The organism is Roseinatronobacter sp. NSM (genome assembly GCF_052379845.1).
GTDB lineage: Bacteria > Pseudomonadota > Alphaproteobacteria > Rhodobacterales > Rhodobacteraceae > Roseinatronobacter.
The window spans coordinates 60525-85736 of sequence record NZ_JBQTCF010000013.1 but is presented as its reverse complement, the minus strand read 5'-3'; the positions used below and the strand labels follow the sequence as shown (position 1 = coordinate 85736).

28 protein-coding genes are annotated in these 25212 nt (G+C 63.9%); 3 read left to right on the top strand and 25 right to left on the bottom strand.

Annotated elements, in window-relative coordinates; translation table 11 throughout:
• Positions 1-16: 16 nt before the first annotated feature.
• The 12 genes from ACTZWY_RS09180 to ACTZWY_RS09125 all read right to left on the bottom strand — a co-directional run bounded on the left by ACTZWY_RS09180 (position 17) and on the right by ACTZWY_RS09125 (position 11753).
• Positions 17-307, bottom strand: coding sequence for a hypothetical protein (locus ACTZWY_RS09180; RefSeq protein ID WP_444790394.1), 291 nt, complete (start codon positions 305-307; stop codon positions 17-19).
• The gene (gene ctaD, locus ACTZWY_RS09175) at positions 304-2820 is read right to left on the bottom strand and encodes a cytochrome c oxidase subunit I (RefSeq protein WP_444790413.1); all 2517 of its coding nucleotides are present in this window, start codon (positions 2818-2820) and stop codon (positions 304-306) included. Before ctaD ends, ACTZWY_RS09180 begins: the two co-directional genes overlap by 4 nt.
• Before the next feature lie 56 nt (positions 2821-2876).
• A complete protein-coding gene (locus ACTZWY_RS09170; RefSeq protein WP_444790393.1) occupies positions 2877-3545 on the bottom strand; it encodes a cytochrome c oxidase subunit II in 669 nt (222 codons plus the stop codon).
• Positions 3542-4048, bottom strand: a complete 507-nt coding sequence (locus ACTZWY_RS09165) for a CopD family protein (protein WP_444790392.1) — start codon at positions 4046-4048, stop codon at positions 3542-3544. The genes ACTZWY_RS09170 and ACTZWY_RS09165 overlap by 4 nt, the downstream gene beginning before the upstream one ends.
• Positions 4045-4842 (bottom strand): cytochrome c oxidase assembly protein, encoded by a 798-nt coding sequence (locus tag ACTZWY_RS09160; RefSeq protein WP_444790412.1) that lies wholly within the window; start codon positions 4840-4842, stop codon positions 4045-4047. The genes ACTZWY_RS09165 and ACTZWY_RS09160 overlap by 4 nt, the downstream gene beginning before the upstream one ends.
• 265 nt (positions 4843-5107) lie before the next feature.
• Entirely contained in the window at positions 5108-6052 is a 945-nt protein-coding gene (locus tag ACTZWY_RS09155; protein ID WP_444790391.1) for a PRC-barrel domain-containing protein, read from the bottom strand.
• 456 nt (positions 6053-6508) lie between these two features.
• A complete protein-coding gene (locus ACTZWY_RS09150; protein WP_444790390.1) occupies positions 6509-6691 on the bottom strand; it encodes a PLD nuclease N-terminal domain-containing protein in 183 nt (60 codons plus the stop codon).
• Positions 6692-7097: 406 nt separating this feature from the next.
• Positions 7098-8498: a ferredoxin reductase family protein gene (locus ACTZWY_RS09145; RefSeq protein WP_444790389.1), complete on the bottom strand. Its 1401-nt coding sequence runs from the start codon at positions 8496-8498 to the stop codon at positions 7098-7100.
• Positions 8499-8623: 125 nt separating this feature from the next.
• Positions 8624-9163, bottom strand: coding sequence for a DUF2231 domain-containing protein (locus ACTZWY_RS09140; protein ID WP_444790388.1), 540 nt, complete (start codon positions 9161-9163; stop codon positions 8624-8626).
• 48 nt (positions 9164-9211) lie between these two features.
• Positions 9212-10969, bottom strand: a complete 1758-nt coding sequence (locus ACTZWY_RS09135) for a sensor histidine kinase (RefSeq protein WP_444790387.1) — start codon at positions 10967-10969, stop codon at positions 9212-9214.
• A gap of 32 nt (positions 10970-11001) precedes the next feature.
• On the bottom strand, positions 11002-11577 hold the full coding sequence (locus ACTZWY_RS09130) for a sigma-70 family RNA polymerase sigma factor (protein WP_444790386.1): 576 nt from the start codon (positions 11575-11577) through the stop codon (positions 11002-11004).
• Complete coding sequence (locus tag ACTZWY_RS09125) at positions 11574-11753, bottom strand: NepR family anti-sigma factor (protein WP_444790385.1); 180 nt, start codon at positions 11751-11753, stop codon at positions 11574-11576. The genes ACTZWY_RS09130 and ACTZWY_RS09125 overlap by 4 nt, the downstream gene beginning before the upstream one ends.
• A 207-nt stretch (positions 11754-11960) precedes the next feature.
• On the opposite strand from ACTZWY_RS09125, the gene ACTZWY_RS09120 reads away from it, so the two are divergent.
• From ACTZWY_RS09120 to ACTZWY_RS09110, 3 genes are all read left to right on the top strand, one after another.
• Entirely contained in the window at positions 11961-12755 is a 795-nt protein-coding gene (locus ACTZWY_RS09120; protein ID WP_444790384.1) for a response regulator, read from the top strand.
• A gap of 270 nt (positions 12756-13025) precedes the next feature.
• Positions 13026-13199, top strand: coding sequence for a DUF1328 domain-containing protein (locus tag ACTZWY_RS09115; protein WP_444790383.1), 174 nt, complete (start codon positions 13026-13028; stop codon positions 13197-13199).
• Positions 13200-13291: 92 nt separating this feature from the next.
• Positions 13292-13774 carry a DUF2383 domain-containing protein gene (locus ACTZWY_RS09110; protein ID WP_444790382.1) on the top strand — a complete coding sequence of 161 codons (483 nt, stop codon included), beginning with the start codon at positions 13292-13294 and terminating at the stop codon, positions 13772-13774.
• A gap of 67 nt (positions 13775-13841) precedes the next feature.
• Here the strand turns inward: ACTZWY_RS09110 and ACTZWY_RS09105 are convergent, their stop codons facing one another.
• The 13 genes from ACTZWY_RS09105 to ACTZWY_RS09045 form a co-directional block, all read right to left on the bottom strand.
• Positions 13842-15659 (bottom strand): ABC-F family ATP-binding cassette domain-containing protein, encoded by a 1818-nt coding sequence (locus ACTZWY_RS09105; protein ID WP_444790411.1) that lies wholly within the window; start codon positions 15657-15659, stop codon positions 13842-13844.
• 157 nt (positions 15660-15816) lie between these two features.
• Complete coding sequence (locus tag ACTZWY_RS09100; RefSeq protein WP_444790381.1) at positions 15817-16110, bottom strand: DUF7742 family protein; 294 nt, start codon at positions 16108-16110, stop codon at positions 15817-15819.
• Positions 16111-16231: 121 nt separating this feature from the next.
• Positions 16232-20164 carry a baseplate multidomain protein megatron gene (locus ACTZWY_RS09095; RefSeq protein WP_444790380.1) on the bottom strand — a complete coding sequence of 1311 codons (3933 nt, stop codon included), beginning with the start codon at positions 20162-20164 and terminating at the stop codon, positions 16232-16234.
• 17 nt (positions 20165-20181) lie between these two features.
• Positions 20182-20628 (bottom strand): peptidase, encoded by a 447-nt coding sequence (locus tag ACTZWY_RS09090; RefSeq protein WP_444790379.1) that lies wholly within the window; start codon positions 20626-20628, stop codon positions 20182-20184.
• A gap of 5 nt (positions 20629-20633) precedes the next feature.
• Positions 20634-21512: a DUF2163 domain-containing protein gene (locus ACTZWY_RS09085; protein WP_444790378.1), complete on the bottom strand. Its 879-nt coding sequence runs from the start codon at positions 21510-21512 to the stop codon at positions 20634-20636.
• Positions 21509-22141, bottom strand: a complete 633-nt coding sequence (locus ACTZWY_RS09080; RefSeq protein ID WP_444790377.1) for a phage distal tail protein, Rcc01695 family — start codon at positions 22139-22141, stop codon at positions 21509-21511. The genes ACTZWY_RS09085 and ACTZWY_RS09080 overlap by 4 nt, the downstream gene beginning before the upstream one ends.
• A 24-nt stretch (positions 22142-22165) precedes the next feature.
• Complete coding sequence (locus ACTZWY_RS09075) at positions 22166-22825, bottom strand: phage tail tape measure protein (protein ID WP_444790376.1); 660 nt, start codon at positions 22823-22825, stop codon at positions 22166-22168.
• Complete coding sequence (locus ACTZWY_RS09070) at positions 22822-23034, bottom strand: rcc01693 family protein (protein WP_444790375.1); 213 nt, start codon at positions 23032-23034, stop codon at positions 22822-22824. The genes ACTZWY_RS09075 and ACTZWY_RS09070 overlap by 4 nt, the downstream gene beginning before the upstream one ends.
• On the bottom strand, positions 23031-23348 hold the full coding sequence (locus tag ACTZWY_RS09065) for a gene transfer agent family protein (RefSeq protein WP_444790374.1): 318 nt from the start codon (positions 23346-23348) through the stop codon (positions 23031-23033). The genes ACTZWY_RS09070 and ACTZWY_RS09065 overlap by 4 nt, the downstream gene beginning before the upstream one ends.
• Positions 23349-23350: 2 nt before the next feature.
• A complete protein-coding gene (locus tag ACTZWY_RS09060) occupies positions 23351-23764 on the bottom strand; it encodes a phage major tail protein, TP901-1 family (RefSeq protein WP_444790373.1) in 414 nt (137 codons plus the stop codon).
• Positions 23765-23790: 26 nt separating this feature from the next.
• The gene (locus tag ACTZWY_RS09055) at positions 23791-24207 is read right to left on the bottom strand and encodes a DUF3168 domain-containing protein (protein WP_444790372.1); all 417 of its coding nucleotides are present in this window, start codon (positions 24205-24207) and stop codon (positions 23791-23793) included.
• Positions 24204-24548 carry a head-tail adaptor protein gene (locus ACTZWY_RS09050; protein ID WP_444790371.1) on the bottom strand — a complete coding sequence of 115 codons (345 nt, stop codon included), beginning with the start codon at positions 24546-24548 and terminating at the stop codon, positions 24204-24206. The genes ACTZWY_RS09055 and ACTZWY_RS09050 overlap by 4 nt, the downstream gene beginning before the upstream one ends.
• Complete coding sequence (locus tag ACTZWY_RS09045; RefSeq protein WP_444790370.1) at positions 24545-25132, bottom strand: head-tail connector protein; 588 nt, start codon at positions 25130-25132, stop codon at positions 24545-24547. The genes ACTZWY_RS09050 and ACTZWY_RS09045 overlap by 4 nt, the downstream gene beginning before the upstream one ends.
• Between the last annotated feature and the right edge of the window lie 80 nt (positions 25133-25212).

Here is a 25212-nt window from a genome sequence, read left to right as displayed (position 1 = left end):
ACGTCTCGAAGCTGCTCTAGCAACTGCTGACCACCAACAGCGGGAAAAGCGTGAAGGCCGTTGCCACCAGCCCGATCCACGCCCCCGCATGTGGAATGAAAACCGCGCGCGCAGGGCCTGCGGGCAAGGCGCGCAACACCGCCACATGCGCAGCCATCCCCCCCGCCCAAACCGCGATCATGGCCGCGCGCGCGCCCATGCCCGGCACCCCATGCCCCGCGCAGGCCACACCATGCAGCCCATAGACCGCCACAAACACCACCGCCCACAATGTCGGGCCAGCAAGGGTCAGGGCCAGCCATTTCATGACGCAGCACCTGCCTGCACCACAAACACCACCGCTGTGACAAGCGCAGTCAGGGCTGTGAAGCCCTGCCAGCTGTTCCATGCCCGCGCAGCCCCCGCCCCCATGCCCGCCGCGGCAGGTGGCGCAATTTCACCGCGCCGGACCTGATCCGCGGTGAATGCAGCCATCGCGCCCGCAACCAGCACATGCAGCGCGACATAGCCCAGCATGGCCGCGCGCAACGCATCGCGGGCATGGGCGCGCGGGTCATCCAGTTGGGTGGCCAGCGCGACCAACGCGCCCAGCGCGACAAGGTTGCACAGCCCCCCCGCCAGCGCCGCCCACCGCGCGCGCCCCCGCCCCGCCGCTGCGGCGCGCGCGCATCCCGCCCCAAGCGCCAGCGCACCCACAGCCCCGCCCAGCACCAGCGCCACAGTCAGGTTTTCCACCCGCGCAGGCAGGGGCGCAGGCCCTTGGGTGACCACCGACAAAAACGCCACCCCGAACAACAAGGATGCAAACAGCGCCCCATCCGCCACCAACAACGCATGAAGCCCGCTTTGCGCCAGTGTCGGGCGGGGGGTGCAATGGTGCACAGGCACAACCACAGCGGGGGCAATTTCCACAGGGCGCATATCGCCAGACGGGGCCATCGCGCGCACCCACACCCAGACCAGAACCGCCACGGCCCACAGCGCCGCCCCCGCCAACGCATACTGGCTGGCCAGCATCAGCAGCACAAACACCGCGATACAGGCCGCCAGCCCCAGCGGCAGGCCCGTATTGCCCGGCAAAACCGCCACATGACAGGGCCGCGCATCGCCCGCTGTGGTGACCAGCACCTCGCGCCGGGCGCGCGGGGCGCCCGCCAGCACCCCCTGCCCGCGCGCCAGCGCAGGCGCCACATCGCGCGCCCACCCCCCCAGATGGCGCCCCACCGGCAGCGAAGCGAAATTGTAGCAGGGCGCAGGCACCAGCATGGCCCAATCCAGCGTCGGCGCGCGCCACGGGTCGCGCCGCGCGCGCGCGCCCAGCGTGGCTTGCAAAATCAGGTCCAGCGCGAAAATCGCAAAACCGATGGTCAGCACAAACCCGAACAGCGATGATGTCAGGTTCAGCCATTCCCATTCCGCGTTGTCGGGATAGGCATCAATCCGGCGCGGCATGCCCAACAAGCCCGTCAGATGCATGATGAAAAACGTGCCGTGAAACCCCGGCAGGATGACCCAGAAGGCGGCCTCTCCCACGCCCCTGACGCGCGCCTTGCCCGTGATCAGCGGCATCCAGTAGGTGACCGCCGCCATCATCGGGAACACGAACCCGCCAATCAGCACATAATGCAGATGCGCCGTCACAAAGGCCGTGTCATGGGCCTGCCAGTTGAAAGGCACAATCGCCAGCATCACCCCCGTCAACCCGCCCATCACGAAAGTCAGGAAAAACCCCAATATATGCAGCATCGGCAAATGCAGTTCCGGCCTGCCCTTCCACATGGTGCCGATCCACGCGAACACCTGCACCGCCGTTGGCACAGCCACCAGCACAGATGCAGCCGAAAAGAACGCCAGCGCCAGATGTGGAATGCCCACAGTGAACATATGATGCACCCACAAGCCAAAGGACAAAAACACCAACCCCAGAATGGCCGCCACAATCGCGCCATAGCCCAGAATGGGCGTGCGGCACATCACCGGAATGATGGTGGATAAGGCCCCCGCCGCTGGCAGGAAAATGATATACACTTCCGGGTGGCCAAACAGCCAGAACAGGTGTTGCCACAGCAGCGGATCACCCCCGCGCGTGGGGTCGAAAAACGGCCAGCCGAAGGCGCGCTCCACCTCCAGCAACACCGACCCCGCAATCAGCGGCGGAAAGCCCACCAGCATCATCGCGCTTGTGCCCAGCATATACCATGCAAATAGCGGCATTTCAGTCAGCTTCATGCCCGGTGCGCGCTGGCGCAGAATGGTGACAGTAATTTCCACCGCCGCCGCTATGGCCGAGATTTCCACAAACGTGACCCCCAGCAACCACACATCGGCATTTATGCCGGGGCTGTAGGTGGCGCCGGACAGGGGCGTATACATGAACCAGCCATCGCGCGGGGCCACACCGAACAAAAGCGCTGTCAGCATGATCAGCCCGCCAAACAAGTAGCACCAATACCCCAGCGCCGTCAGGCGCGGGAAGGCCATGTCCCGTGTGCCCAGCAATTTGGGCAACAGCCATATGGCCACCCCCTCCAACAGGGGAATGGCGAACAGGAACATCATGATACTGCCATGCATGGTGAAAATCTGGTTATACAGGTCCGTATCCAGAAACGCGCCCTGACGGGTGGCCAGTTGCGCGCGGATCAGCATCGACAAAACCCCCCCAATGGCGAAGAATACAAATGCCGTCGCCATGAACCGCAGCCCCAGCGTTGTGTGGCTTACCGCTGTGACCTGCCCCCACACCCCGCGACCATTCGCCCAGACCCGCGCCAGGTCGCGGTGCAGCCGCAAGGCCGATTGCGGCGGGTTGGCGGGCATGTCTGCCGGTGCCTGCCCTTCGGACAGCGCCGACAGGGTTGGGGGGGCAATATCCGTCATGGGCTGTCCTGTGTCGGTTCGGGGGCGGCGGGGGGCCAGTCCTCATGCGCGATCACCTCAAAGCGCATCGCCGCATGCCCCGCCCCGCAAAATTCCGCACACAGCCCGTCAAAGCGGCCCGCACGCGCGGCCTGCACCCGCAAGCGGTTCTCGCGTCCGGGGATTGCATCCAGCTTGCCGCCAAGGCGCGGCACCCAGAAGGAATGAATCACATCCTGTGACGTGATCAGAATATCCACGGGCTGGCCTGCGGGAATGTGCAGCCTGCGCGTGTCCGTCACGGGCTGGCCATCCGCGCCGTCATGGGTGAAGCGCCAGCCCCATTGCACCGCATGCGCGCGCACCCTCACTGCGCCGTCATCGCGCGGCACATTGCGTTCGCCCACCCACAGCCCCGCGCCCAGAACCCCCACCAGCACCGCCATCGAAAACCACAGGCCCAGCCCGTAAATCCAGTGCCGGTGCAATGCCGCGCGTGGCCGCCCGAAGCCCAGCGCCAGCAACACCAGCACAAGTGCTGTGATCAACACTGCCCCCGCCAGCATGCCCCACCACAGCCGCGCAATATCGCGCGCCACATCGCCGCCGGGGTCCAGCGTGGATAACGGCCCCGAACAGGCCGCCAGCACCGCAGGCGCAGCAGCTATGGCCCAACGCCTGGTCATAGCGGGTCAAACCTTGCGGGGATGGCCTGCCCGCGCGGTTCGCGCAGCATGTCAGGCAACAGCGCGAAAACCTCCTCCAATGGGGGTTTGGCCAGCACCAGCCACAACACCGCCCCCATCAGCGGCACCAATGCCCCCAGCGCCAGCCCCGCTGGCGGCAGGCGACGGGGGGTGCGGTGCTGTCCGGCCTGTCCGATGATATGGCCCAGCCATGCATGCACCATCACCATGCCACTGACCGCCACCAGCTTGACCAGCAACCACGCCTCCAGCACCTCCAGCGCGAAAATCAGCACTGTGCCTGCAGTCACCGCGACCACCGCAGCGGGTGTCACAACAAGGCGATAGGCATGATGTGTCACCCAGCGAAATTCCGCAAACGCCGCCTGATTGCGCGCCGCATCGTCACGCCGGTGGCGGTGAATGACAACCGCCAGCACAATCAGCCCCGCACACCAGACCGAAAGCGCCGCGATATGAAGCGCCTTGAGCAGGGCAATCATGCGCGCCGCCCCCCCTGCCCCAACGGCTGTTGTGGTGCCTGCACCAGGGCGGTCCAGGCCATAAGCGCCGCCAGCACCGCCAGCGGCACCATGCCCGGCACCCACATGATCAGGCCCGCCAGTTGCTGGTCTTGCAGCGCATTCAGGCCAAAGCGCGGCGCATGGGCCAGATGTTGCACATAAAAGGCGCGCGGCGCGAAGGTCAGCAGCGCGCCCAGCATCCCCATTTGCCCCACCAGCGCCCCCAGCGCCACAGCGCCCGCGCCCCGGCCAGAAACACCGCCCGAAACACCGCCCGAAACACCGCCCGAAACACCGCCCGCGCCCTGCCCCAGAACGCTGGACCAGAACGCCCAACCCGGCACAATCAACGCCAGTTGCAGCGCCCAGTAAACTGCGGCACTGTCCCATGCGGCGGCATAGACAACCGGCAGGTGCCATGCCCACAACGCCGCCGACACGGCCAGGACGGCCAGAACCTGCGGGCTGCGCCGCAGTGGAAATGCCAGCGCAAGCGCGGGCGCCAGAACCGCAATGACCACCAGATGATGCAACGTGCGCGCCGAAAACAGCGCCACGCTCAGCGCGCAAAGCGGGGACACGAACGCCAGCACCGCCGCAACCATCGCCCCCCCGAAGGCATGACGGCGCGCCGCAGGCTGGCCGCGCAACTGCCACAGGCCGCCCAGCGCCACCACGCCAAGGCAGCCAATCAAGACAGGATCAAGGTTCCATGCCATGATCCATGCCTGCGGGTCGGGGGCGGGTCCACAATAAGGCAAATCAGGGTCCATCACAGGTTGAACATTCCGCGGATATGGGAGTCAACGCGCGCCATGCATGCGGGTTCCAAGCGCTGCGCAAATCCTTGGCCACAGGCTGCACAACAACAAGCCCCGCCAGAAACCGGCGGGGCCAATCGCGTCTTGCGCATAAAAACACGCTGTCACCAAGGGGTCAGGGCGGGGCGCGCGCGCGCAACAAGCAGCACACGCCCCCCTTGAACAGCTCCGCTTCGGTCACATGCCCGACAGGCGGCGGCGTCCCCTTGGTGTCAGCTTACCCCTCATATTCGGGCACGCTTTCCAGCTGCGCCTGTGTCATGGGAACGGAAACACGCACATCGCCGTCCTGATCGTTCCACATGATGTCCACATCGCCAAGCTCAAGCGCGATGGTGTGGCTTGCAACGCCAAGAAACCCGCCCACATCCATGACCAGATGGGTCATCGTGCCATCATCACCCATCACCACATCATCGACCGTGGCAATGTTTTCACCTTGGGTGCCGTAAACATCGGCGCCCAGCAGGGTGTCGGCCGTGCGGTCGTGTTCCGCCATTTCAGTGTATCCGTCCATGGCGGCCTGATCCGCCGCCGGTGTCGCGGGTTCGCTGGGCATAGCGGTGTCACTGCGCGCCATGTCATCATTGCCATCCGACAGGCCCATATCCTGACCATAGCCCCGCGCCTCGAAGCCTGCGGTCAGGTGCTCGTCATCCCATTCTGGCAAGGCTTCCAACTGCTCCTGCCCCATCGAGGCCACGACGAAGAAATCAGACAGGTCCTCGGGGGCGGTTTCATCGGCCACGAAATACAGCTCGCTGATGTCAACCATCACTGTGCGCGCCCCAAGGCCCAGAAAACCGCCGACATCAACCAAAATGCCGCGCAATTCGCCGTCCTGGGTCATCACAATGTCATCGATATTGCCAATATTGTTCCATGCATCGCGCTCAGGTATGAAGCTGTCGCTGCTTTCCCAGCGCATGCTGATGCGATCCCAGACACTGCGGTCTTCGGATGCGCGGTCTTGTTGCAGGCTGCGGGTTTCGTCATTGTCCAGCGTATACAGGCTTTTGCCCGTAAAATCCGAGGACAGGAACGCAGGCACGATCCCACCTTGGGCAGCAGCATCGCCCCCCATGGGTGTGTCAGCGGTTTGCGCAACGGCCCCCATAGTGGTCAGCGAAACAATCGCGGTCGTCAGCATAAGGTTTTTCATGATCTTACTCTCCTGTGGTGTGTCTGGCCTTGTGCAAGGCTCTGCAAACACAACGGCGGGGGGCGCTTCATGGTTCCTGAAAATTACAAAAAAGTATTTTTTTTGAATGACTTAACGTAAGGCACACAAGGCGCACCCGCCTGCTGCCGGACGGGTGCCAAACGCCGCACCCCGGTGCGTGCCCGCGTTCATTCGCAGTCACGCGACCCACTCTAACCTTAAGGTGTCGCATGTCCTTTGGCACAAAACCGGTTCCCAGTTTTGCGCGACATGCTCTATGCGGCATTCCCCAAAAAAACGCAGCAACCGCCACAAGCGTTCCCCGGTTCCCGCCGCCCCTGATGCCCCTGCGCGGCAAACCGCTGATGCGCGGGCCTGCGGGCCAAAAAAAACGCTGGCACCAAGGCCAGCGTGAAGTGTGCCGAAGGGTCATGCCCCTCGACCAGAGGGAAAGCTTCAGCCCTTTTTCGGGCCAGCAAGGAACCAGATGATCAGCCCGACAACCGGGAACACCAGAACCAGCAATATCCAAAAAACCTTTTGTCCCTGACTGGCGCGCGCGCCCAGAATGGACACTGCCGCCCAGACAACAAGCGCCAGATGCAAAACGCCCAAAAACCCCGTGAAATTCGCATTCATGCCGCTGTCGCCCCCGCCATAAGACCATCTGCAACCCAACCCCCTGCCGCGCCAAAGGTTCCCGGAAAACTGCGGGCCAGGCATGTCGCGCAAAAGTGGGAACCGGTTTTGCGCAAAAAGACATGCAACAAATTAAGCGCATGTCGCGCAAAAGTGGGAACCGGTTTTGCGAAAAAAGACATGCAACAAAATAAGCGCATGTCGCGCAAAAGTGGGAACCGGTTTTGCGCAAAAAGACATGCAACAAATTAAGCGCATGTCGCGCAAAAGTGGGAACCGGTTTTGCGCAAAAAGGCATGCAACAAAATAAGCCTATAGTGCGGCCTGTGCCAGCCACGCCGCCAGCGCTATGGCCAGCGCGATCATCATCACAGCAAAGGCAAGGGCAAGTTTCGGGCGCATGTTCCTAAACCAGTTCGAAAATTTCGTAATCCATATGACGATCGCGCACGCCAAGGCGCTGCAGATCAGCGCGCAAGGATGCAATCATCGGGCCGGGACCACACAGCAAATGCGGCCAGTCGCGCGTATCGGCGGCCAGATGGCGTGTCAGAATGTCGAAATCAATCTGTCCGCGTTCACCGTCCCACCCTTCGGGCGGGTCATCGAGCACATGCACCAGCGTCATGTTCAGGCATTTGCGCAAGCGCTCCAGGTCATCGCGGAAGGCCACTTTGTCCCAGGACGGGTTGGCATACAGGACAATGACAGGACGCCTGTCCCTGCGCGCCGCCAGCGCATGCAAATTGGCCATGACAGGCGTAATCCCCACCCCGCCCGCGATCATCACAAACCCCGTGGCGCGTGTCATGCGGTCCACCGAAAACGCCCCATAGGGCCCATCCACATAGGCCCGCGCCCCGATCTGGGTTTGCGCGAAGGCGCGGCTGTGGTCGCCCAGCGCCTTGATGGCAAAGGACAGGTTCGGCCCGTGTTCGGGCGCGGTGGAAATGGTGAAGGGGTGCTGGACCATCCCAAAGGGCGAATGGCCCACTGTCAGCCACGCAAACTGCCCCGGCTTCCAGCGCGTCAGCGCGCGGCCTTCGGGGGCCAGCTCCAGACGGCGCACGCCGCCCCCTTCGTCATGGGTGCCGACAACCCGCCACGGGTTGCGCGTTTGCAGCCAGGGGCGGATGATGCGCGTGAACACCAACAGGCCCAGCCAGCCCAGCGTTACGCCCAGCCACAAAACCCGCTTTTGCGGCGTGCCCGTCAGGGTGCCCACCCCCAGAACATGGGCAATCGCGGCCATAAACCCCGTAATCGCCAACACCAGATGCAGGCCGCGCCACCACTCATAGCGCAGGCCCAGCGCGCGGCGCCATTGCGATGTGACCACAAGCGCCGCAAAGCACAACAGCGCCACCCGCCCCGCTGTCAGTTCCCAGCGGGCCTGAAACGGGTTCAGCACCCCCAATGCAGGTTGATGAAACACATACAGCAGGGCGAAATGCGCGCCCATCAGCAGTAGCGCCCCCCAACTCAGGTAGCGATGCGCCAGATAGACGATATCGGCCCCGAACGGGTGCGTGACCCAGCGCAGGCGGCCTGTCAGCGCGAATTGCAACGTCACCATGGCCAGCGCGCCAAAGCCCAGCCCCATGCTGAAATCCCATATCAGCCCGCCTGACGGGGCGGCAGGGGCCGTGAAAACAACCACCGCAAAGGGCAGCCCCAACGCCAGAACCCCCAGCGCCAGAACCCCCAGCGCATGGCCAATGACAACCGCGCGCCGGTCATGACGGGGCTGGAACTGGCGGGCTTTTCGGGTATGCGCCGCAGCGCTTGCGCAGGAAGGATCAGTCATCCCCCTTCAACGTGGCACGCGCGCACCGGTTCCCCGCATGCCCCCATGACCAGCACTTGCCCGCAACCCCAACACCCGACATCCGACACCCCGCGCGCCTCGCACACATGCGACATGCTGCAATTTCAGCGCCGGGCGCGTGACTTCGGGGCGTGCGGGGGCCGCGCGTCAGGCGCTTTTGTGCCGATGCGGTAATCAAAAACCAGCTTGCCACCATGCCAGCCGGTCACTGCCGTTACCCCGACCGCAACGAAGGACAGCATCATCCCCAGCGGCAGAACCGCCGCCTGTGGTTGGCCAATGCGCAACGCCCAGTTTGCCCCGATCAGCGACAACAGCATGACCGCCAGAATAAAATGCGTCCAACTGGCCGAACGGTTGCGGATGCCACGCACCACCAGCAATTCCACTGTGCCGGTGATGCCCGCAATCACCCCCATCACAAACGCCCCGAACGCGGCCCACCCCGCCACCTGCGCCCAGAAACTGTCTGCGGTCCACCAATACAGCAAATCCGCCCCCAGAACCGACACAGTCAGCGCAATGGGGAATGCAACCAGCATCGCATGCAGGGGATGGCCCGCAATCGCAATGCGCGATTCGGTGTCCAGCAAGGCGCGGTCTTCTGCGACCGGGTCGGTGAAACGGATGTCCTTGCCTGCCATGCGCGTGCTCTCCCCTGTGGCGTGAGATGTGGTGCACTGCCTTCGCGGTCAGCCCGCCCCTGCCGTGCCAGTTCCCGCGCGCGCCAGCCCCGCGGCGGCGGCTGGCTGCGCGGCTTGGGGCGCCTGTTCGGCCATGCGCAAACACACCTGCCACCCGTCGCGCCCGTTGCGCTGATGGGGGCCTATGTCAATTTCGCCATGGATTTGCAGCGCAAAGGCCGTCATCAATTCGCGCCCCAGCCCGTCGCCGGGCACCTTGTCGGGCGTGCCGGACACCGAATTCCACACCCGCAACTGGGCAATACCGTCCTGCCGCGTCAGGCTGATATCCAGCAGGTTTTCCCCACCCTGCGCATCGGGGGCGTATTTCACCGCATTGGTCAGCGCTTCGGCAAATAACAGCGATGCCGGGATGATCTTGTCATGGGCCATATTCACGCCCTCGAATTGCGTTGTGACCTTCAGATCGGGCGCACCGTCGCTGGCCAGCGACAATGTTTCTTGCAAGATGCGCTCAAAGAAGCTGGCGGCATGGCGTTCTGAAATCCGGTCTTGTTCATATAGCGTGCGATGGATTGTCGCCAGCGACCGCACCCGCGCCTGAACCCCTTGCAAGATCAGCCGCGCATCAGGGTCGCGCAACCGGCGCATCTGCAAATTCAGGATCGAGGCGATAAGCTGCAGGTTGTTTTTCACACGGTGATGCACTTCTTTCAGCAAAATGGTTTTCTCTGCCAGCGCGTGCTCGCGCTCGCGCTCATCCCGGCGGATCAGAAGCGCCATTTTCGAAAAGGTGGAATCAATCTCATGCAATTCGGCGGGGGCTTCGGGGGGCAGGCGCTGGAATTCCTCGCGGTTGCCAAGTGCGAAACGGCGCAACTGCGAATTCAACCGCTTCAGGTGGCGCACAACCATGTAATCCACCGCGAACATGACCACCGCAAGGGATGCAAACCACATCAGCACCGGAAACCCAAGCCGCCAGTAACTTTGCGCCGCAGCGAAGGGCAACTGATCACTGGACCAGCTTCCCAGCGCATAAAGCTGGCCGGGGATCACCTCGGCAATGGTGAACATGCGGTCATCGCCGCTTTCGCTTGGCCCGCGGAAAACCCCGTTGCGCGCCTGCAAAAACCGCGCCAATGTGGCCCCCTCGGGCAGCCGGTCGGCGGCATCGGCAGTATCTTCATGGGTCAGCGTGTCGCCTGCGGGGTTGACCAGATAGGTCATGCGCAGACCGCTGCTTTCCTCAGGTTCCGTGGAAATCAGGCTGAAGGTCTGGCGCGATATGGAAATGCTGATATAGCCCATGAAATCGCCATCCGAATAAACCGGCCTGTTGGCCAGCACCACAGGCCGCCCCGTTATGGCGCCTGACGGCTGGAAGCTGAAAAAACTACGCGGGTCGGCCATGGTTTCCTGCAAGCGTTCGGACGCGCCAAAATCCACCGGCGCGCCTTGGGACTGGCAGCGCATCACCCCGTCGCGCGCAATGAAGCCCGCAAAGGAAAACAGCCCCGTCGCCTCAATGAAGTCACGCAAAAACGCCGAACAGGCGGCGGTATCGTCCAGCCGTTCCAGCACCAGCGGCGTCAGCCGGTGCGCGGACAACATGGCGCTTTCCAACAACCCCCGCTGCCCCGCCACCGCATCCAGCGTGCGCGATACCAGCATGGCATCATTGGCGCGCGCCTGTTCGCGCAGCGCCTGATATTCCGAATAGATGGAAATCGCCCCCAAAGGGGCAAGCGCCAGCGTCATCAAAATCGCCAGTCGTGTTGCCAATCGATCGCTGATCTCGAACACTGCCACTGCCCGCCTTAACCCATGTTCCGTTATCACAACCCGTTCGGCGCACCAGCCATAACCATGGCCACAGATTTATCTGTCGCCTCCGGGTTCTCGCCTTTCTCAAGATACAGAATTTCCGCCAATGCCTTGCGCGCGCGGTTGGCGCGGCTTTTGATGGTGCCGGGGGCGCAATTGCAGGTTTGGGCGGCTTCTTCGATGGAAAACCCCATAGCGCCCACCAAAATCAGCGCCTCGCGCTGTTCAAGGGGCAGCAATGTCATGGCGGCGGCCAGTTCCTGCAGCGCAAGACGGCCGTCATGGTCGGGCTTGGACGCCATGCGCGCGGCAAAAATCCCGTCCCCGTCCGACACTTCGCGCGACTGCTTGCGGCGCTTGGACAGATAGGTGTTGCGCAAAATGGTGAACAACCACGCCCGCAGATTGGTCCCTGCATTATACTGGTCGAACTTGGTCCATGCCTTCAGGACAGTTTCCTGCACCAGATCATCGGCGCCAGCCATGTCCCCTGACAGCCCCCGCGCAAAGGCGCGCAGGGCGGGCAGATGGGTTACAATTTCGTCGCGCGGGTCGGGGGTTGTGTCAGGCGGGAATGTGCCGGTCATTGGTCCCCCGCCTTCTTCTGTGCATCCTGCTGTCGCAGCGCTTCCAGAAGATCGGTCAGGGATTTGGGCAATTCCTCGGACGTGGTGTCAGTATAGAGCCGCTTTAGGTTTTCATCAATCTGTCTGGAAACAGCCGGCGCGATGTCCTTCTTGCTTCTGTTCCGGTTTCCGCTCATTATCGACATACAGCCTTTCGCTCCACAAATCACAATCTGGCATTTTACGGTGCAGCGCGCAAGCATGGTATAGAATGCAACACCCTTTGGAACCGAACGCCGCGCGCTGCGTTTGGTTCCAAAGGATTATGTGTTTTTTACAATCTGCCCGGGGATGGGCCGTAAGATCAGAAGGTTCAGATGATGCCGGAAGCCCAAGGAGAGAAGATGTCCATATCCATGCGTATTGCCCAAGAACTGCCCTATCTGCGCCGCTATGCGCGCGCACTGACCGGCAGCCAGCATACTGGCGACAAATACGCGGCCGCCACGCTGGAAGCGATCCTTGAAGACCGGTCCTTGCTGAACAGCGACATGTCCCCGAAACTGGGGCTGTTTCGCGCGTTTCACACAGTCTGGCAAACCACGGGCGCCCCCATCAACGAAGACCCCGCCACCGGCACCGAAGCGCGCGCGCAATCGCTGCTGGCGGCGCTGACCACCAACACCCGCGAAGCGCTGTTGCTGCGGTCCCTGGAAGAATTCAGTTACGCCGACATTGCGCAAATCATCCAGATTTCCGAATCCGAGGCCCGCGAGCTGGTCTCTATCGCCTATGGGGAAATGTCGCGCTCGGTGCAGGGGCGCATCCAGATCATCGAGGATGAACCACTGATTGCGCTGGACATCAAAAGCATTGTCACCGAAATGGGCCACGAGGTGACGGGCATTGCGCGCACCCATAGCGAGGCAGTCGCGCTGGGCACGCGCACGCGCCCCGACCTTATTCTGGCCGATATCCATCTTGCGGATGACTCCTCGGGGGTGGAAGCGGTTGCCGAATTGCTGCGCGACAACGCGGATATTCCGGTCATTTTCATCACCGCCTATCCCGAACGCTTGCTGACCGGCGAAAAGCCCGAACCCGCCTTCCTGATCACCAAACCATTCGAGGAAGAACAGGTCCGTTCTGCCGTGTCGCAAGCCATGTTCTTTGCATCCACCAAAACACTGAACGCCTGAGTGGTGCCACCCCTGTTGAAAAGCCGGCAGAATTGCCGGCTTTTTCTATTTAATCAGGGTATTTTCAGAATAGTTTTTGTTCAACTCCACCCTTCGGCAGAATAATAAATTTGAAACCTCAAAAATAACCCAAATAAAACCAGGACGTTTCAAAAAACCTGTGCGCCTTTTGGCATGTCCCAAAACACTGATACCGGGAACCAATCGCGCTTTTATCCGTTTTCTTTACTGATGCCGCAATAGCGGCGCTTATGAAGGAAAGGATATATAATGTTAGGCTGGGCCCTTACTTTTCTGATCGTCGCACTTATCGCAGCGGCGCTGGGATTTTCCGGAATCGCCGGTGCCGCATCATCCATCGCGCAAATCCTTTTCGTGATCTTCCTGATCCTGTTTCTTGTCGCCATGATCGCACGCGCCGTTCGCGGACGCCCGCCAATGTGACCCATGCCCCCAACACATGCGCGATGTCTCTCAAGGCCGAACTGCGCCGCACCCCGGTGCAAACCCGCCTGACATAAACAAGGACGAGTTCCATGAAAGCGCCAGAAATCAAACAGATGAACCCCGAACTTGACGAAGCCGCACCCATGCCCGCCCCCGATGGCGAAGCACTGCGCCTGATTGCGGAGGTCCACACGCGGGTTCTGGACACAATTGCAGGTTTTGAAAAAATTGTCGAAAAGGCAGAACCCGATTTCACACAGGTTGCAGAAACCTTTTTGTATCTGCACCGAAAACATGAACGCGACCTGGCGGCCTATCTGGCAAAATGCGGCTATGCGCCAGATAATGACGGGTCGTTTTTCGGCACAGTCAACAAGGCCCTTGTTGAAATGCGTTCCTGGTTTGAAGATGTGTCCGACAATATTATGGACCGCATCATTCATGGCGAAAAACATGTGATTGACGCTTATGAAAATGCGCGGTCAGTGGGGCAGACTTTAGACGCAAACGCCATGCTGACACGCCATATCGAAGATATTGACGCGCTTATGCACAAACACACATCGCCATAAACCAAACCGACAGGCCGCCGGAAACAGGCGGCCTGTTGCACCCGGCGCGCCCGCAAGGGCCGGATGGTCAGCTTTCGGCCTTCTCGGCCAATGCCAGCCAGTCTTCTTCGGCAGCGCTCAGTTTTTCCTGACGCGCGCTTAGCGCTTCGGTGGCTTTGCGGAATTTTACGGGTTCGCGCGAAAACAGGTCAGGATCAGACAAAAGTTCGCCCAGTTTCGCAATCTCGGCTTCCAGACGGGCAATTTCCACAGGCAGTTTTTCCAGACGGTGGGCCTCGGCAAAACTCAGGCCCGGTTTGCGCTGCTCGGGCTTGGCGCGGGGCTTGCCCTTGTCGGGCGTGCGCGCGCTGCCCGCAGGGGCTGCAGGGCCAGCGCCTGTCGCGCTTTGGGCCATGTAGTCGGACCACCCTCCCGCATAGGCCGTCACCCGCCCGTCCCCGTCAAACACCAGCGTGGTGCTGGCCACGCGGTCAATGAAATCGCGGTCATGGCTGACCAACAGCACAGTGCCGTCAAAATCGCCCAGCAGGTCTTGCAACAGATCCAGCGTTTCCACATCCAGATCATTGGTCGGTTCATCCAGCACCAGCAGATTGGCCGGTTGCGCCATGATCCGCGCCAGCAACAGCCGCGCCTTCTCGCCCCCCGAAAGCGAGCGCACCGGCGCGCGCGCCTGCGCCTCGTCGAACAGAAATTCCTTCAGATAGCCCACAACATGCTTGGGCGTGCCGCGCACCATCACCTGATCGGCCTGACCGGACACGCGCATCAGCGGATCGCCCGTCAGGTTTTCCCACAGACTGGCATTGGGGTCCAGCTGCGCACGGCTTTGGTCGAATATGGCTGTTTCCAGATTGGTGCCGCGCCGGATGGTGCCGCTATCGGCATCTTCCGCGCCGGTGATCAGGCGCAAAAGCGTGGTTTTGCCCACCCCATTGGGGCCGACAAAGGCCACCCGTTCCCCGCGCATCACCCGCAATGAAAAATCGCGCAAAATCACCCGCCCGTCATAGGCCTTGTTCACATGGTCCAGTTCCGCGACCAGCTTGCCCGACGGGGGCGCCGCTTCCAGCGCCATGGCGGCAACGCCCTGACGCTTGATCTGGCCTGCGCGTTCATCGCGCAGCGCCGCCAGCGCGCGCACCCGCCCCTGATTGCGCTTGCGCCGCGCGCTGATCCCTTCCACTGCCCAACGCGCTTCGGCCTTGATCTTGCGGTTCAGCTTGTGGCGGGCGTCATCCTCATCAGCCCAGATTTTATCGCGCCAGTCTTCAAATCCCTCGAACCCCGCTTCGCGCCGGCGCACCTGCCCGCGATCCACCCATAGCGTGGCGCGCGTCAGCGCCCGCAAGAAGGCGCGGTCATGGCTGATCAGCACAAAAGCCGCGCGCGTGTCGCGCAGCCGCGCTTCCAGCCAGGTGATGGCGGCAATATCCAGATGGTTGGTCGGCTCATCCAGCAGCATCAGCTCCGGCGCTTCGGCCAGCAGTTTTGCCAGTGCCGCGCGGCGGCGTTCGCCCCCCGATGCGCTGGAAGGGTCCAGCGCGGGGTCGAAATCCAGCCCTTCTGCGGCCATTTCAACCTTGTAATGTTCAGCCGGGTCCAGCGACTGGCAGGCATACTCGCCCAATGTTGCAAAGCCCGCAAAATCGGGGTCCTGTTCCATATACCCCACCGACACACCGGGAGACAGGGTGCGCGTGCCGCGATCGGCCTCGGCCAGACCGGCCATGACTTTCAACAGGGTGGATTTGCCCGACCCGTTGCGCCCGACCAGCGCCACGCGGTCCCCGGGCTGAACCACAAGATCAAGCCCGTCAAAAACGGGGTCGCCCCCGAATGTCAGGGAAATGCCGGAAAGCTGAAGAAGGGGTGCCTGTGCCATGGGCGCGGTATAAGGGCGCGCGCAGGCGGGGAAAAGCGAAATCTTGCAAGGCTGCGCGCGCATGCCCCCCCCCGCCCGCACAGGACCCGCCCACCCACCCCGCTGCGCTGCGGGGCGCAGCGCAGCTTGTCCTGCGCGGGCGGGGGGGGACTCCCCTTTAGCGCCGCCGCGCCGCACGCCAGCGCGCAACCGCAGCAATGACGCAGGCCAGCGCATCCAGATAGCGCGGATCAGACGGGCGCATGTCCCCCGCAGGCGCGCGCGCCAGCGCTGCGGCCATCAATGTGCCATTGCCAAACTGTGGATGCACCCGCCCCAGCCGTTTGCGGATGCAATCCCCGTGATGGGCTGTTTCCAGCATTGCGGCCATAAGCTGCGGCCACTGGCCGCGCGCATGGCCCGTCAGAACGCGCGCAGCGGCGCAAAGATCGCCATGGGTCACCTCGCGCATGGCAACAGCACCTCACGCGTGGCAGGTCCGGCCCGCGCGCGGATGGCAAGCTGTGGCACGCAAGTGCCACAGCGGGGCGGGCGGGTGGGCCATCTGCGCGCGGGCCGGGCCTTTTCGCGGCTCATACCACCAGTTCCAGCCGCGCGAAGGGCCCTGGCCCCACCACATCCGACACTTGCGCCACCTCGACCCCGAAAGCAGCCCCTGCCCCGTCCGCCAGCCGGTCTGCCAGCGCATAGGTCCAGCCCGGTGCCTCCAGCACCACCTCGCGCAGCACCTGCCCCCCGACGCGCACGCGCAGCACATAGCGTTCCGCGCTTTCCGACAGCGGAACATCGCCCGCCCCCCAGCCATCGCCGCCGCGCCGTGTGCGCCGCACCCAAGTGACGGCCACATCCCCGCCGCCCAGCACCGACGCGCGCAGATGCGCTGGCCGGTAGGGCCGCAGCCCCACGCCGGAAAACACCACGCTATGGTCGCGGTGGCTGGAATCGGTCACGGGGCGGCTGGCCGGGCCTATGCGGTAGGCGCGTTCCAGCCCCAGCGCATCCAGCGGCAGGCCCAGTTGCGCAAGGCGGGCATCCACCATCAGCACCACTGCCCCTTGCGGCCAGACCTGCGGCATCACCCCGTCTGTGCCCCGCTGCCCCCGCAGGCGCAGGCGCAGATCATAAGTATCAGGCGCCACCAACTCGGCTTCGGAAAACTGCAACAGCTCCCAATCCCCGCCTGTGCCAATGGCCATCAGGTTTGCCCCCGCCAGCACATCCGCTGGCCCAACCGAGGATAATTCCCCCGACACCATCTGCACCCGCAGCGCGGGCCCGCGGTCCCACAGTCCTGCAGGCGCAGCAAATAGCGGGGTTTGCGTCACCCCCACCCGTGCGGGTGCAGCAATCATCGCATCCAGTTCGAACGCCCCGCCAGTGCTGGCGCGGTGCACAGCCACCGCGCCCCCCCAGGGCCGCGCGGTCACCGCCAGCCAGGGCGCTTGGGGCACTTCCTCGCCCGTGATCAGCGGCAGGTCCGCAAACACCGCCTGCACTGGCGCGGGCGCTTCATAGCCTGTCAGCGCAGTGCCATCGCGCGCCGTGTCGCCCCCGCCATACAGGCCCGGCTCCACGCGCGTGGCTTCCACCTCTCGTGCGTCGGACAGGGTGGCGCGGTCGATGCGCCACAGCCCTGCCAGCGCATCTTCCATGTCCAACGCAACCACATCGCCCGCCCCCAGATTGCTGGACGGGGGCAGCGCAAACCGCGCCGTGTCGCGCGCCACGCGCGATTGCGCCAACCAGCGTTGCGCGATCAACTGCGCCTCACCTGCGGTCATGACAAGCGGCAGGTCCGACCCTGCCGCGCGCAGCGCACTGTCATCAGGAAAGGCCGCTTCGGCCAGCCGCAAGTCGAAATCCGCGCCTTCCTCGACATAGCCCAGCCGGATGCGCCCGGTCAGATCGGCCTGCGGCGCGCGCATCAGTGTCAGGTCGCCCGCCTGCCCCTGCACCAGATCATCGCGCGTCACAACGGCTTGCGCGCGCGCATGGCGCATGGTGAAGACCAGCCTGCCGTCGCGTTCCGCCGCCTCCACCCCATAGGCCAGCATCAGCGATTGCAGCATCGCGCGCGCGCTGTCGGTTGACGGGGCCGCAAACCCACGCACCACCCCATGCACGCGCGACACATCCACGTCCCGCACCCCCGCCTGCGCGCAAATCGCGGCAATCACCGCATCCAGCGGCTGGCCCGTTGCGCGGCCCGTCAGCCAATGGCCGCGCGCCCAGTTCGCCCCGTCCGACCACAGGTCGCGGTTGCCCGGAAACCACGGATAGGGCCGCGCATCCCACGCCCAGGCATGGGCGCGCGACATATCGACCATTGGCCCGTTATACAGTTCGGACACAGGGTTATGCGCGGGATCGGCCCAGTATTCGCCCATCGCGCGGTAATACTGCATCTGAATCGCATCATCGCGCCAGCCGCGCGAAAAATGCGGCAAGGCGCTTTCGCTGGATTTGGGGTCGACAAAGACATTGGGCTGGTTGGTGCCCCGGTCAATGGCCGCGCAGCCATATTCGGTAAACCAGAACGGTTTGGAGCGCGGCACCCATGCAGTGGGTTGGGCGCTGCGCACGCCCCCCACGCGGTCGTGATGGTCATTGCCCCACCAGCCCGCCAGGTCCTTGTAGCGCCAGATCCAGTCCTCCCCCCAGTCGGAGGCATCGACAATGGGCGTGCGGGCTTGCGCGGCGCGGTCGGTGTCGCTGGCATAAAACCAGTCATACCCTTCGCCACCTGCCACATTGGCCTTCAGATAGGCCAGATCATGCACATCCCCCCAATGCGCATCCAGATGATCGGTGCCATCGCGCCAGTCCGACAGCGGCATGTAATTGTCGATGCCGATAAAGTTGATGTTGTCATCAGCCCAAAGCGGGTCCAGATGGAAAAACCGGTCGCCCTGCGCGGTGATATAGCCGAAATATTCCGACCAGTCGGCAGCATAGCTCAGCTTCACATCCGGCCCAAGGATGGCGCGCACTTCCGCGGCAAGGGCGATCAGCGCGGCCACAGCGGGAAAGCTGTTATCCGCGCCGCGAATCTGCGTCAGGCTGCGCATTTCCGAGCCGATGCAAAACGCGTCTACCCCGCCCGCCGCCGCACACAGCGCCGCCTGATGCAGGATGAACCGCCGGTAGCGCCACTCTGGCGGGCCGGAATAGCTGACACTGCCCCCTGTTATGGAAAAATCGCTGGCCGCAGCAGTGCCGAAAAACGCAGCCACTTCTGCCGCTGCCGCTGCGGTGCCGTCGGTGCTGCCGCTTTGGCCGGGGGCCTTGGTGGTGGTGATACGCCCGCGCCACGGCAAATGCGGCTGGGCGGGCGCGTCCGACCATGGGTCAGGCAAACTGTTATCTTGCAAGATATCCATCAGGATGAACGGATAATAGACCACCTTTTGCCCGCGCGCCTTCAGCGCCGCAATGGCCTGCAAAACTGACAGGTCGGACGGGGTACCCCCGTAAACGGGGCGGCCATCGATGCGCGGCACTTGCGGGGTTTGCGCGGCCGTGCGCCCGGCCACCCCCCAGGGCGCGGCAGGGGCCAGGCGGTTGGCATATTCAACCTTGGGTTCAATGCGGCATGCGCCCGCGCGCAGATCATCGCCAAACCACGACACAATCAGCAACGCCGACGCGCAGCCGGGCAATTCGCGCACCAACCCGTCAAGTGCTGCATCCAGATCAACGCGGCCTGTGGGGGAATTGCGGTTTTGCGCGACTTCTGCCCCGGCCAGAAACCCGGTATCCATGTCGCTTGTGGTATAGACCGGCTGGGTGGACAGCGCGAAATCCCCGCTGCCGGGCATCAGCGCCACCGCGCGCAGATGATCGGCCAATGTCTGCGGCTGGGACTGGTGCTGCGGCGCAGGCGTTGCGCGGATCACCTCGAAACTGAATTGCGGCACGCGGTTTCCATAGGCCCCAAGGGCCAGATCCTCAATCACGACATAGGCAATCCCGCGATAAGCGGGCGCGCGCCCTGCGCCTTGAACTGCGTCAATCAGCGGGTCGGGCAACTGGTCCTCAGTGCCTGTATAGATGCGCAGGTTCAAATCCGCAGGGGCTATTTCCTGCCCGTCCGCCCAGATGCGCCCGACGCCCAGAATGGGGCCTTCGCACAGCGCCACCGCCACGGACACCGAATAGCTGTAATCGCGTATCGTCGGTTGCTGGGGCTTCTTGCCGCCCCCGCCCCCGCCGGAAATGCGCATGTCTTCCACAAAATCGCTGGCCCAGATGACCTGCCCGCCCAGCCGCACCCGCCCCCAGACCTGCGCGACAGGCGTGCCGTCCGAGGCCCCCGTCAGGCGCAGGCGTTCAATGCGCCCGCCTTCAATGATCTGCGAACCGCCGCCCATCAGGCGCTGGTCAATCAAGCGCCCCACGGTTGCGCCCACCGCACGCCCGATCACCATGCCCGACAGGCCCAGAACCGCCCCGCCAAACCCTGATCCGATGGCCGCTCCGGCCGCTGCAAGCACTATGGTTGCCATTCTATGCTACTCCGTTGTCACCCTGTTGGCAGGGCGGGAAAATCAAACCGCGCCACGATGCGCCGCGCCCATGGCGCCGAAAGCGGCGCTTCAACCACGCCAGCGCGGGGGCAGGCATGGATAAACGCCCCCCCCCCACGCGATTGCACGCCCAGATGTTTGGCCATCGCATTGGGCCCAAGGCGAAACAGCAGCACCTGCCCGTCACCGGCCCGCGCGGTTTCCACCAGATGGGTGCGCAGCGCCGCCCATAGCGGCTCGCGCCCCGCCGCTTCGGACCAGTCGGGCGCATAGGGGGGCACATCCGGCCCCGCGCCGCCATACAGCGCGCACCACACCCCGCGCACAAGGCCCAGACAATCCGCCCCCACCCCCCTGCGCGCCGCGCGGTGCCGGTAGGGCGTGCCGATCCAGCCGCGCGCAATCTGCAGCGCGCGCGCATTCAGGGGGGACAGGTCCGCCATGCGCCCTACCCCCGGATCCTGCCGCCACGATTGGGCTGGCCCTGACGGGGATAAGCGGTCATCCAGTCTTCGCCCGGAATATGGGGAAAACCGCGAAAGTTCAGGAAATTGTCGAATTTCAGGCGGCAGGTGCCGGGCTGTTTGTCACAACCCGCGTCCAGCCGCAGCATATCGCCCGGCACAAGCGGCGCACGGATGCTGTCCCACAGGGTGATCACGCGCGCACCATCCGTGCCCGCGCGGTCGTGGCGCACCAGCCCCACCAGCCCTGCCGCCTGCCCGGTCTGAACCGTGACGCGGCCATGGTCAAACCAGCCCGCACTGACTGATGGCGCGGGCGCAAAACGCAATTGCGCCCCGTCGACCGCCAGCAGCGGCACAGTTGCGGAATATCCCGCGCGCGTCAGGTCAAACCGGCACGCCCCATCGCCCAGCACCGCCGCGCAGGCCCCGTGATAAACGCGCCCCCCTTGGGTGTTCAGCGCTTCGGACAGGCCGCGCAATTCGGCGCGAAACGCCCCGCCCGCGCGGGTGATTTCGCCCAATGTGCCGCGAAACAGGATCTGGCGTTGCGCGACATCGGCCCAGTTCACCTGCCAGATGACCAGCCCTGCCCCGTCATAGCGCCCCGCGATGATATCAGACTCGTTCAAACCCGCATCCATCAGCGCGCCCGCCGCTTCGGAATTGTCGACGGCCAGCCCTGTGACCTGTTCCAGCGCGCGCGCCGACAGGCCCGAATGGGCGGCAAATGTCACACCGTCAAAGGCCAGATCGGCGTCATGGTCGGTGAAACCCAGCACCACACCATCAGTGCGCGTCACCGCCCATGCGCGCGCAATCGTGGTCGCGCCGCTGTCCAGATGGGCTTGCAGGGCGGTCATAGCCGCACCTCGATCACCGGGACTTTGGGCACTTCGCCCGCGCGGAAACTGGCCACAGAGATTTGCAACATATCCGTGTCAAACCGCACGGGCACATCGAATTCGAACCCTGCGCGGATTTCCGCGCCATTCTCGGGGGGGCGCTGGAAGCGGATGATCCCGCGCGCAGTGTCCACGCTGAAATCATTGCCCTGCAGCAGCGCATCCTGCCCCACAGCGGCCAGAACACTGCCCGCCACAGGTTTGTTGACCGCGCGCCAATAGGTCTGCGCGCCCGACGCATAGCCCTTGCGCAGCGCGAAATCGCGCGTCTGCCCGTCGCCATGGCCCAGCAACTGGTCAAAGGGGGTCATATCCGCCGATGCGGGCGCAGACCTGTAATCACCCCAATCCTTCCAGCGGAACGCATGCAGCATGCCCTGACGCGCTTCAAAAAACGCGATCAGCGTTTCCAGATCATCCAGCGCGCGCAGCCCGGTTCCCGCATCATAGCGCCTGCGCGATGTGGACCAAGGCGTGTTGCGTTCTTCAAACCCGTTGGCAAGGCGCACGATTTCGGTGCGCCGTTCCGGCCCGCCCAACGCGCCAAAACTTAGCGCAGGCGGGAATCTGATGTCGTGAAATGCCATGATGCGGCGTCCTTTTGTCTGGTGTCAGCGGTTGCGCTGGCCCTGGGCCAGCAGGCGCTGCATTTGCGCGGCAATCTGGGTCTGGCTGCGGTCAAACCCTGCCACATCGGGGGTGGAGACATTGATGGTCACATTCATTGCGCCCCCGCCGCCCCCTGCCGCACGCACACCCAAACGCCCGTCAGGGCCACGCGACAGCGGCATGATGGCTTCTGGTCCGGCCTCGCCCATCAGCCCTGTGGCCCCCCCGCGCATGGGAAAGGCCGTAGCCTGAGAGACCACACCCCCCTTGGCGAAGGGCATGACGCGGCCCGCACTGAACGCGCCCCCTGCCGCAAAGGGCATGACCGACCCCATCATCCCCGCCACCCCTTGGGCCAGCGCGGACCCGAAGGCGTTTTGCACCGGGCGCATGGCGGTATTATAGACCGATTGCGACATGCTTTGCGCCACACCGCGCAGCGCGTCCTGCAAGCGCATCCCGTCAAACACCACCCCGTCAAAGGCCCGGCGCAGACCAGACCCGAAATTGCGCGACAGGCTGTCCACTTCGCGCCCTGTAAATGTCAGGCTGCGGCCCAGCTGCGCCAGTTCGGCGTCAAAATCCGCGACCAGCCCGGCAGATTGCCCAAGGCGGGATTCAAGCGCGTCAATCTGGGTTTCAAATTCGGACATGCGGTTCATGATTGCGGCCCTTTCACCTGGTCAGGATAGCGCGCGGCCAGATCTTCCAGCCGGGCGCGCGTCAGTGGCGCAGGGGCGCTGTCCAGCCCCAGCATGATCATCAATTCCACCGGGGTCAGCGCCCAGAAATCGCGCGGGTGCAGGCGCAACCGGTGCAGGCCAAGGCGCATCAGCGCGGGCCAGTCAAAGGGGGGCGGGGGGCTGTTCATGGGGGCGGGGGCGTGAAAGCATGGGCCAGCAGGCTGGCGGCCACGCGCGCAGCCCCCTGCAAGCCGCCGTCAATATCAGCGCTGACCAGATCAGCGGCGCTGCCTTGCCAGCCGCCCCCGCGCAGCCCCGCCACCACCAGCGCCAGAACATCGCGGCTGGAAAACTGCCCGCCTTCGAACCGTTCGACCAGCGCCAGAATGCTGTCAGTGCCCATGGCGGTTTCCAGTTCCGCCAGCGCGCCAAGCGTCAGGCGCAGCACATGCGCGCGCCCGTCAATGGTCAGTGTGACCTCGCCTGCAAAGGGATTGGCCATGATCACGCCGCCACAAACACAAGCCGCCCCGCCGAGGACAGCGACACTTCAAATGTGGCCTCGCCGTTATGGCTGCCGGCGTAATCAAGGCCGGTAATCATGAACGGCCCTTCAATGACCCCGAAATCAGGGATGATGACCTGAAAATCAGGCGTTTCGCCATTGAAGAAGATGGCGCGCGCGCGCTCATCCGTGCCCGCATCGCGGAACACCCCCGCCCCCGAAATGCTGGCCGATTTCGCGCCAGCGCCCCCCAGCAATTCGCGCCACCCCCCTTGCGATGACAGCGATGTGACATCAATTGTTTCGGCATTGAAGGACACGCGCGTGGCGCGCAGCCCTGCCATTGTTTCAAACTGGCCATCACCAGTCATGTCGACCTTGATCAACAGGTCCTTGCCGTTTTGTGCGCCCATGGCGATACCTCCGGGGAATTGGAAAATCAGGTGTTGTCTTCGACCCGCGCGCGAAAGCGCAGGTCGATGCGGCGGGTCTGGTTGCCTTCCAGCTTGCGGGCCTGCGCGCGGTCAAACCACAGCCCCACCAGCCGCCCGCGCGCCAGCGCAGGCAGGGGGGGCGTGTCCAGCACATCGCAAATGCGCGCGGCAATATCCTTCGCGGCCAGAAACCCGGTGGCGTTGGTCACCACGGCAATGGTCAGGCGGTGTTCTGCCGCCGCGCCCGTTTTGTCGGACCGGTCCACCGCATCTTCGGTGCCGATCAGCGCATAGGTTGCAGGCGGTGTGGCAGGCGGGATGGCGTCATAGATTGCGCCCTGCAACGCCGCCTGCAGGGGCGCGTCATTGGCCAGATGCTGGAAAATCGCGGCTTGCAGCGCGGGTGCCATGGCATAGCTCATGCGGGGGCCTCCTCCAGGGCGGTGCAGATCAGGTAGCGGCCTTGCGCGTCCGCTTCCGCCACGGCCAGAATGCGGAAGATGCGCGCGCCGTCGCGCAGGCGCTGGTCGGGGCGGGGGCGGCGGTCGGACCCCTGGGGGGCCGCGCGCAGCGTGATGCGCAAGCGCACTTCGCCCAACGGGCCAAGCGTGGCCAGACGTTCACGCCCGTTACCTGCACGGATTTCGGCCCATAGCGTGCCAAGCGCCTGCCATGTGGTGGAAAACCCGCCCGCGCCATCAGGCACGGTCACAGGCGATTCCAGCACCAGCGCGCGGGTCAGTTGGGGGATGCGCGCCCTCATGCCCGCCCCCCCATGCGTATGTCGCGCCAGCGTTCCAGCAGGGCCGCAACGCCAAAATCCATATCCGGCGCGCCGCCACTGTCGCGGTGTTCATAATATTGCGCGGCCAGCAACAGCACCGCCTGGCGCAGATCAGCGGGAATATCATCCCATGCCGCGCCAAACCCCGCCGTAAACGCAATTTCCACCGTTCCGCGCAACGGAATCGCAGGCAAGGCGGCCCCAGCGGCAACAATGCGCGGGCGTGCCCCGTCGGCTTGCAGAATGTAGCGGTCCGCAGGCACAAGGGTTTGCGCGCCCAGACGGTCGCGCAAACTCAGCGCAGTCACCTGCACCACTGGGGCGCGCGGCAGGGTTTGCGCATAGTCATCGCGCCAGCATGTCAGGCGCAGCATGTAGCTGCGCAAGAACAGCGCGCGCGACACGCGCCTTTCGATACTGTCCAGCGCGGCGCGCAGATACTGTTCCAGAAGCGCATCTTCGGTCACACCATCGGCAAATCCCGAAGACAGGCGCAGATGATCCCGAAACGCCGCCACAGGCAGCACAGAAGGGGGGATGGGGCTTGTTGCTTGCAGGTCCATGACAGCAGCCTTTGCGCAGGGGTCAAAAAGGGGAAACGGGGGCACGCGGTGCGGCCTGCCTGCACATGCAGGGGCGCAAG

Excerpts from the sequence above, each read along its gene's own strand:
- ACTZWY_RS09180 (WP_444790394.1), bottom strand. The coding sequence starts at position 307 with ATGAAATGGCTGGCCCTGACCCTTGCTGGCCCGACATTGTGGGCGGTG.
- ctaD (WP_444790413.1), bottom strand. The coding sequence starts at position 2,820 with ATGCCCGCCAACCCGCCGCAATCGGCCTTGCGGCTGCACCGCGACCTG.
- ACTZWY_RS09170 (WP_444790393.1), bottom strand. The coding sequence starts at position 3,545 with ATGACCAGGCGTTGGGCCATAGCTGCTGCGCCTGCGGTGCTGGCGGCC.
- ACTZWY_RS09165 (WP_444790392.1), bottom strand. The coding sequence starts at position 4,048 with ATGATTGCCCTGCTCAAGGCGCTTCATATCGCGGCGCTTTCGGTCTGG.
- ACTZWY_RS09160 (WP_444790412.1), bottom strand. The coding sequence starts at position 4,842 with ATGGACCCTGATTTGCCTTATTGTGGACCCGCCCCCGACCCGCAGGCA.
- ACTZWY_RS09155 (WP_444790391.1), bottom strand. The coding sequence starts at position 6,052 with ATGAAAAACCTTATGCTGACGACCGCGATTGTTTCGCTGACCACTATG.
- ACTZWY_RS09150 (WP_444790390.1), bottom strand. The coding sequence starts at position 6,691 with ATGAATGCGAATTTCACGGGGTTTTTGGGCGTTTTGCATCTGGCGCTT.
- ACTZWY_RS09145 (WP_444790389.1), bottom strand. The coding sequence starts at position 8,498 with ATGACTGATCCTTCCTGCGCAAGCGCTGCGGCGCATACCCGAAAAGCC.
- ACTZWY_RS09140 (WP_444790388.1), bottom strand. The coding sequence starts at position 9,163 with ATGGCAGGCAAGGACATCCGTTTCACCGACCCGGTCGCAGAAGACCGC.
- ACTZWY_RS09130 (WP_444790386.1), bottom strand. The coding sequence starts at position 11,577 with ATGACCGGCACATTCCCGCCTGACACAACCCCCGACCCGCGCGACGAA.
- ACTZWY_RS09125 (WP_444790385.1), bottom strand. The coding sequence starts at position 11,753 with ATGAGCGGAAACCGGAACAGAAGCAAGAAGGACATCGCGCCGGCTGTT.
- ACTZWY_RS09120 (WP_444790384.1), top strand. The coding sequence starts at position 11,961 with ATGTCCATATCCATGCGTATTGCCCAAGAACTGCCCTATCTGCGCCGC.
- ACTZWY_RS09115 (WP_444790383.1), top strand. The coding sequence starts at position 13,026 with ATGTTAGGCTGGGCCCTTACTTTTCTGATCGTCGCACTTATCGCAGCG.
- ACTZWY_RS09110 (WP_444790382.1), top strand. The coding sequence starts at position 13,292 with ATGAAAGCGCCAGAAATCAAACAGATGAACCCCGAACTTGACGAAGCC.
- ACTZWY_RS09105 (WP_444790411.1), bottom strand. The coding sequence starts at position 15,659 with ATGGCACAGGCACCCCTTCTTCAGCTTTCCGGCATTTCCCTGACATTC.
- ACTZWY_RS09100 (WP_444790381.1), bottom strand. The coding sequence starts at position 16,110 with ATGCGCGAGGTGACCCATGGCGATCTTTGCGCCGCTGCGCGCGTTCTG.
- ACTZWY_RS09095 (WP_444790380.1), bottom strand. The coding sequence starts at position 20,164 with ATGGCAACCATAGTGCTTGCAGCGGCCGGAGCGGCCATCGGATCAGGG.
- ACTZWY_RS09090 (WP_444790379.1), bottom strand. The coding sequence starts at position 20,628 with ATGGCGGACCTGTCCCCCCTGAATGCGCGCGCGCTGCAGATTGCGCGC.
- ACTZWY_RS09085 (WP_444790378.1), bottom strand. The coding sequence starts at position 21,512 with ATGACCGCCCTGCAAGCCCATCTGGACAGCGGCGCGACCACGATTGCG.
- ACTZWY_RS09080 (WP_444790377.1), bottom strand. The coding sequence starts at position 22,141 with ATGGCATTTCACGACATCAGATTCCCGCCTGCGCTAAGTTTTGGCGCG.
- ACTZWY_RS09075 (WP_444790376.1), bottom strand. The coding sequence starts at position 22,825 with ATGAACCGCATGTCCGAATTTGAAACCCAGATTGACGCGCTTGAATCC.
- ACTZWY_RS09070 (WP_444790375.1), bottom strand. The coding sequence starts at position 23,034 with ATGAACAGCCCCCCGCCCCCCTTTGACTGGCCCGCGCTGATGCGCCTT.
- ACTZWY_RS09065 (WP_444790374.1), bottom strand. The coding sequence starts at position 23,348 with ATGGCCAATCCCTTTGCAGGCGAGGTCACACTGACCATTGACGGGCGC.
- ACTZWY_RS09060 (WP_444790373.1), bottom strand. The coding sequence starts at position 23,764 with ATGGGCGCACAAAACGGCAAGGACCTGTTGATCAAGGTCGACATGACT.
- ACTZWY_RS09055 (WP_444790372.1), bottom strand. The coding sequence starts at position 24,207 with ATGAGCTATGCCATGGCACCCGCGCTGCAAGCCGCGATTTTCCAGCAT.
- ACTZWY_RS09050 (WP_444790371.1), bottom strand. The coding sequence starts at position 24,548 with ATGAGGGCGCGCATCCCCCAACTGACCCGCGCGCTGGTGCTGGAATCG.
- ACTZWY_RS09045 (WP_444790370.1), bottom strand. The coding sequence starts at position 25,132 with ATGGACCTGCAAGCAACAAGCCCCATCCCCCCTTCTGTGCTGCCTGTG.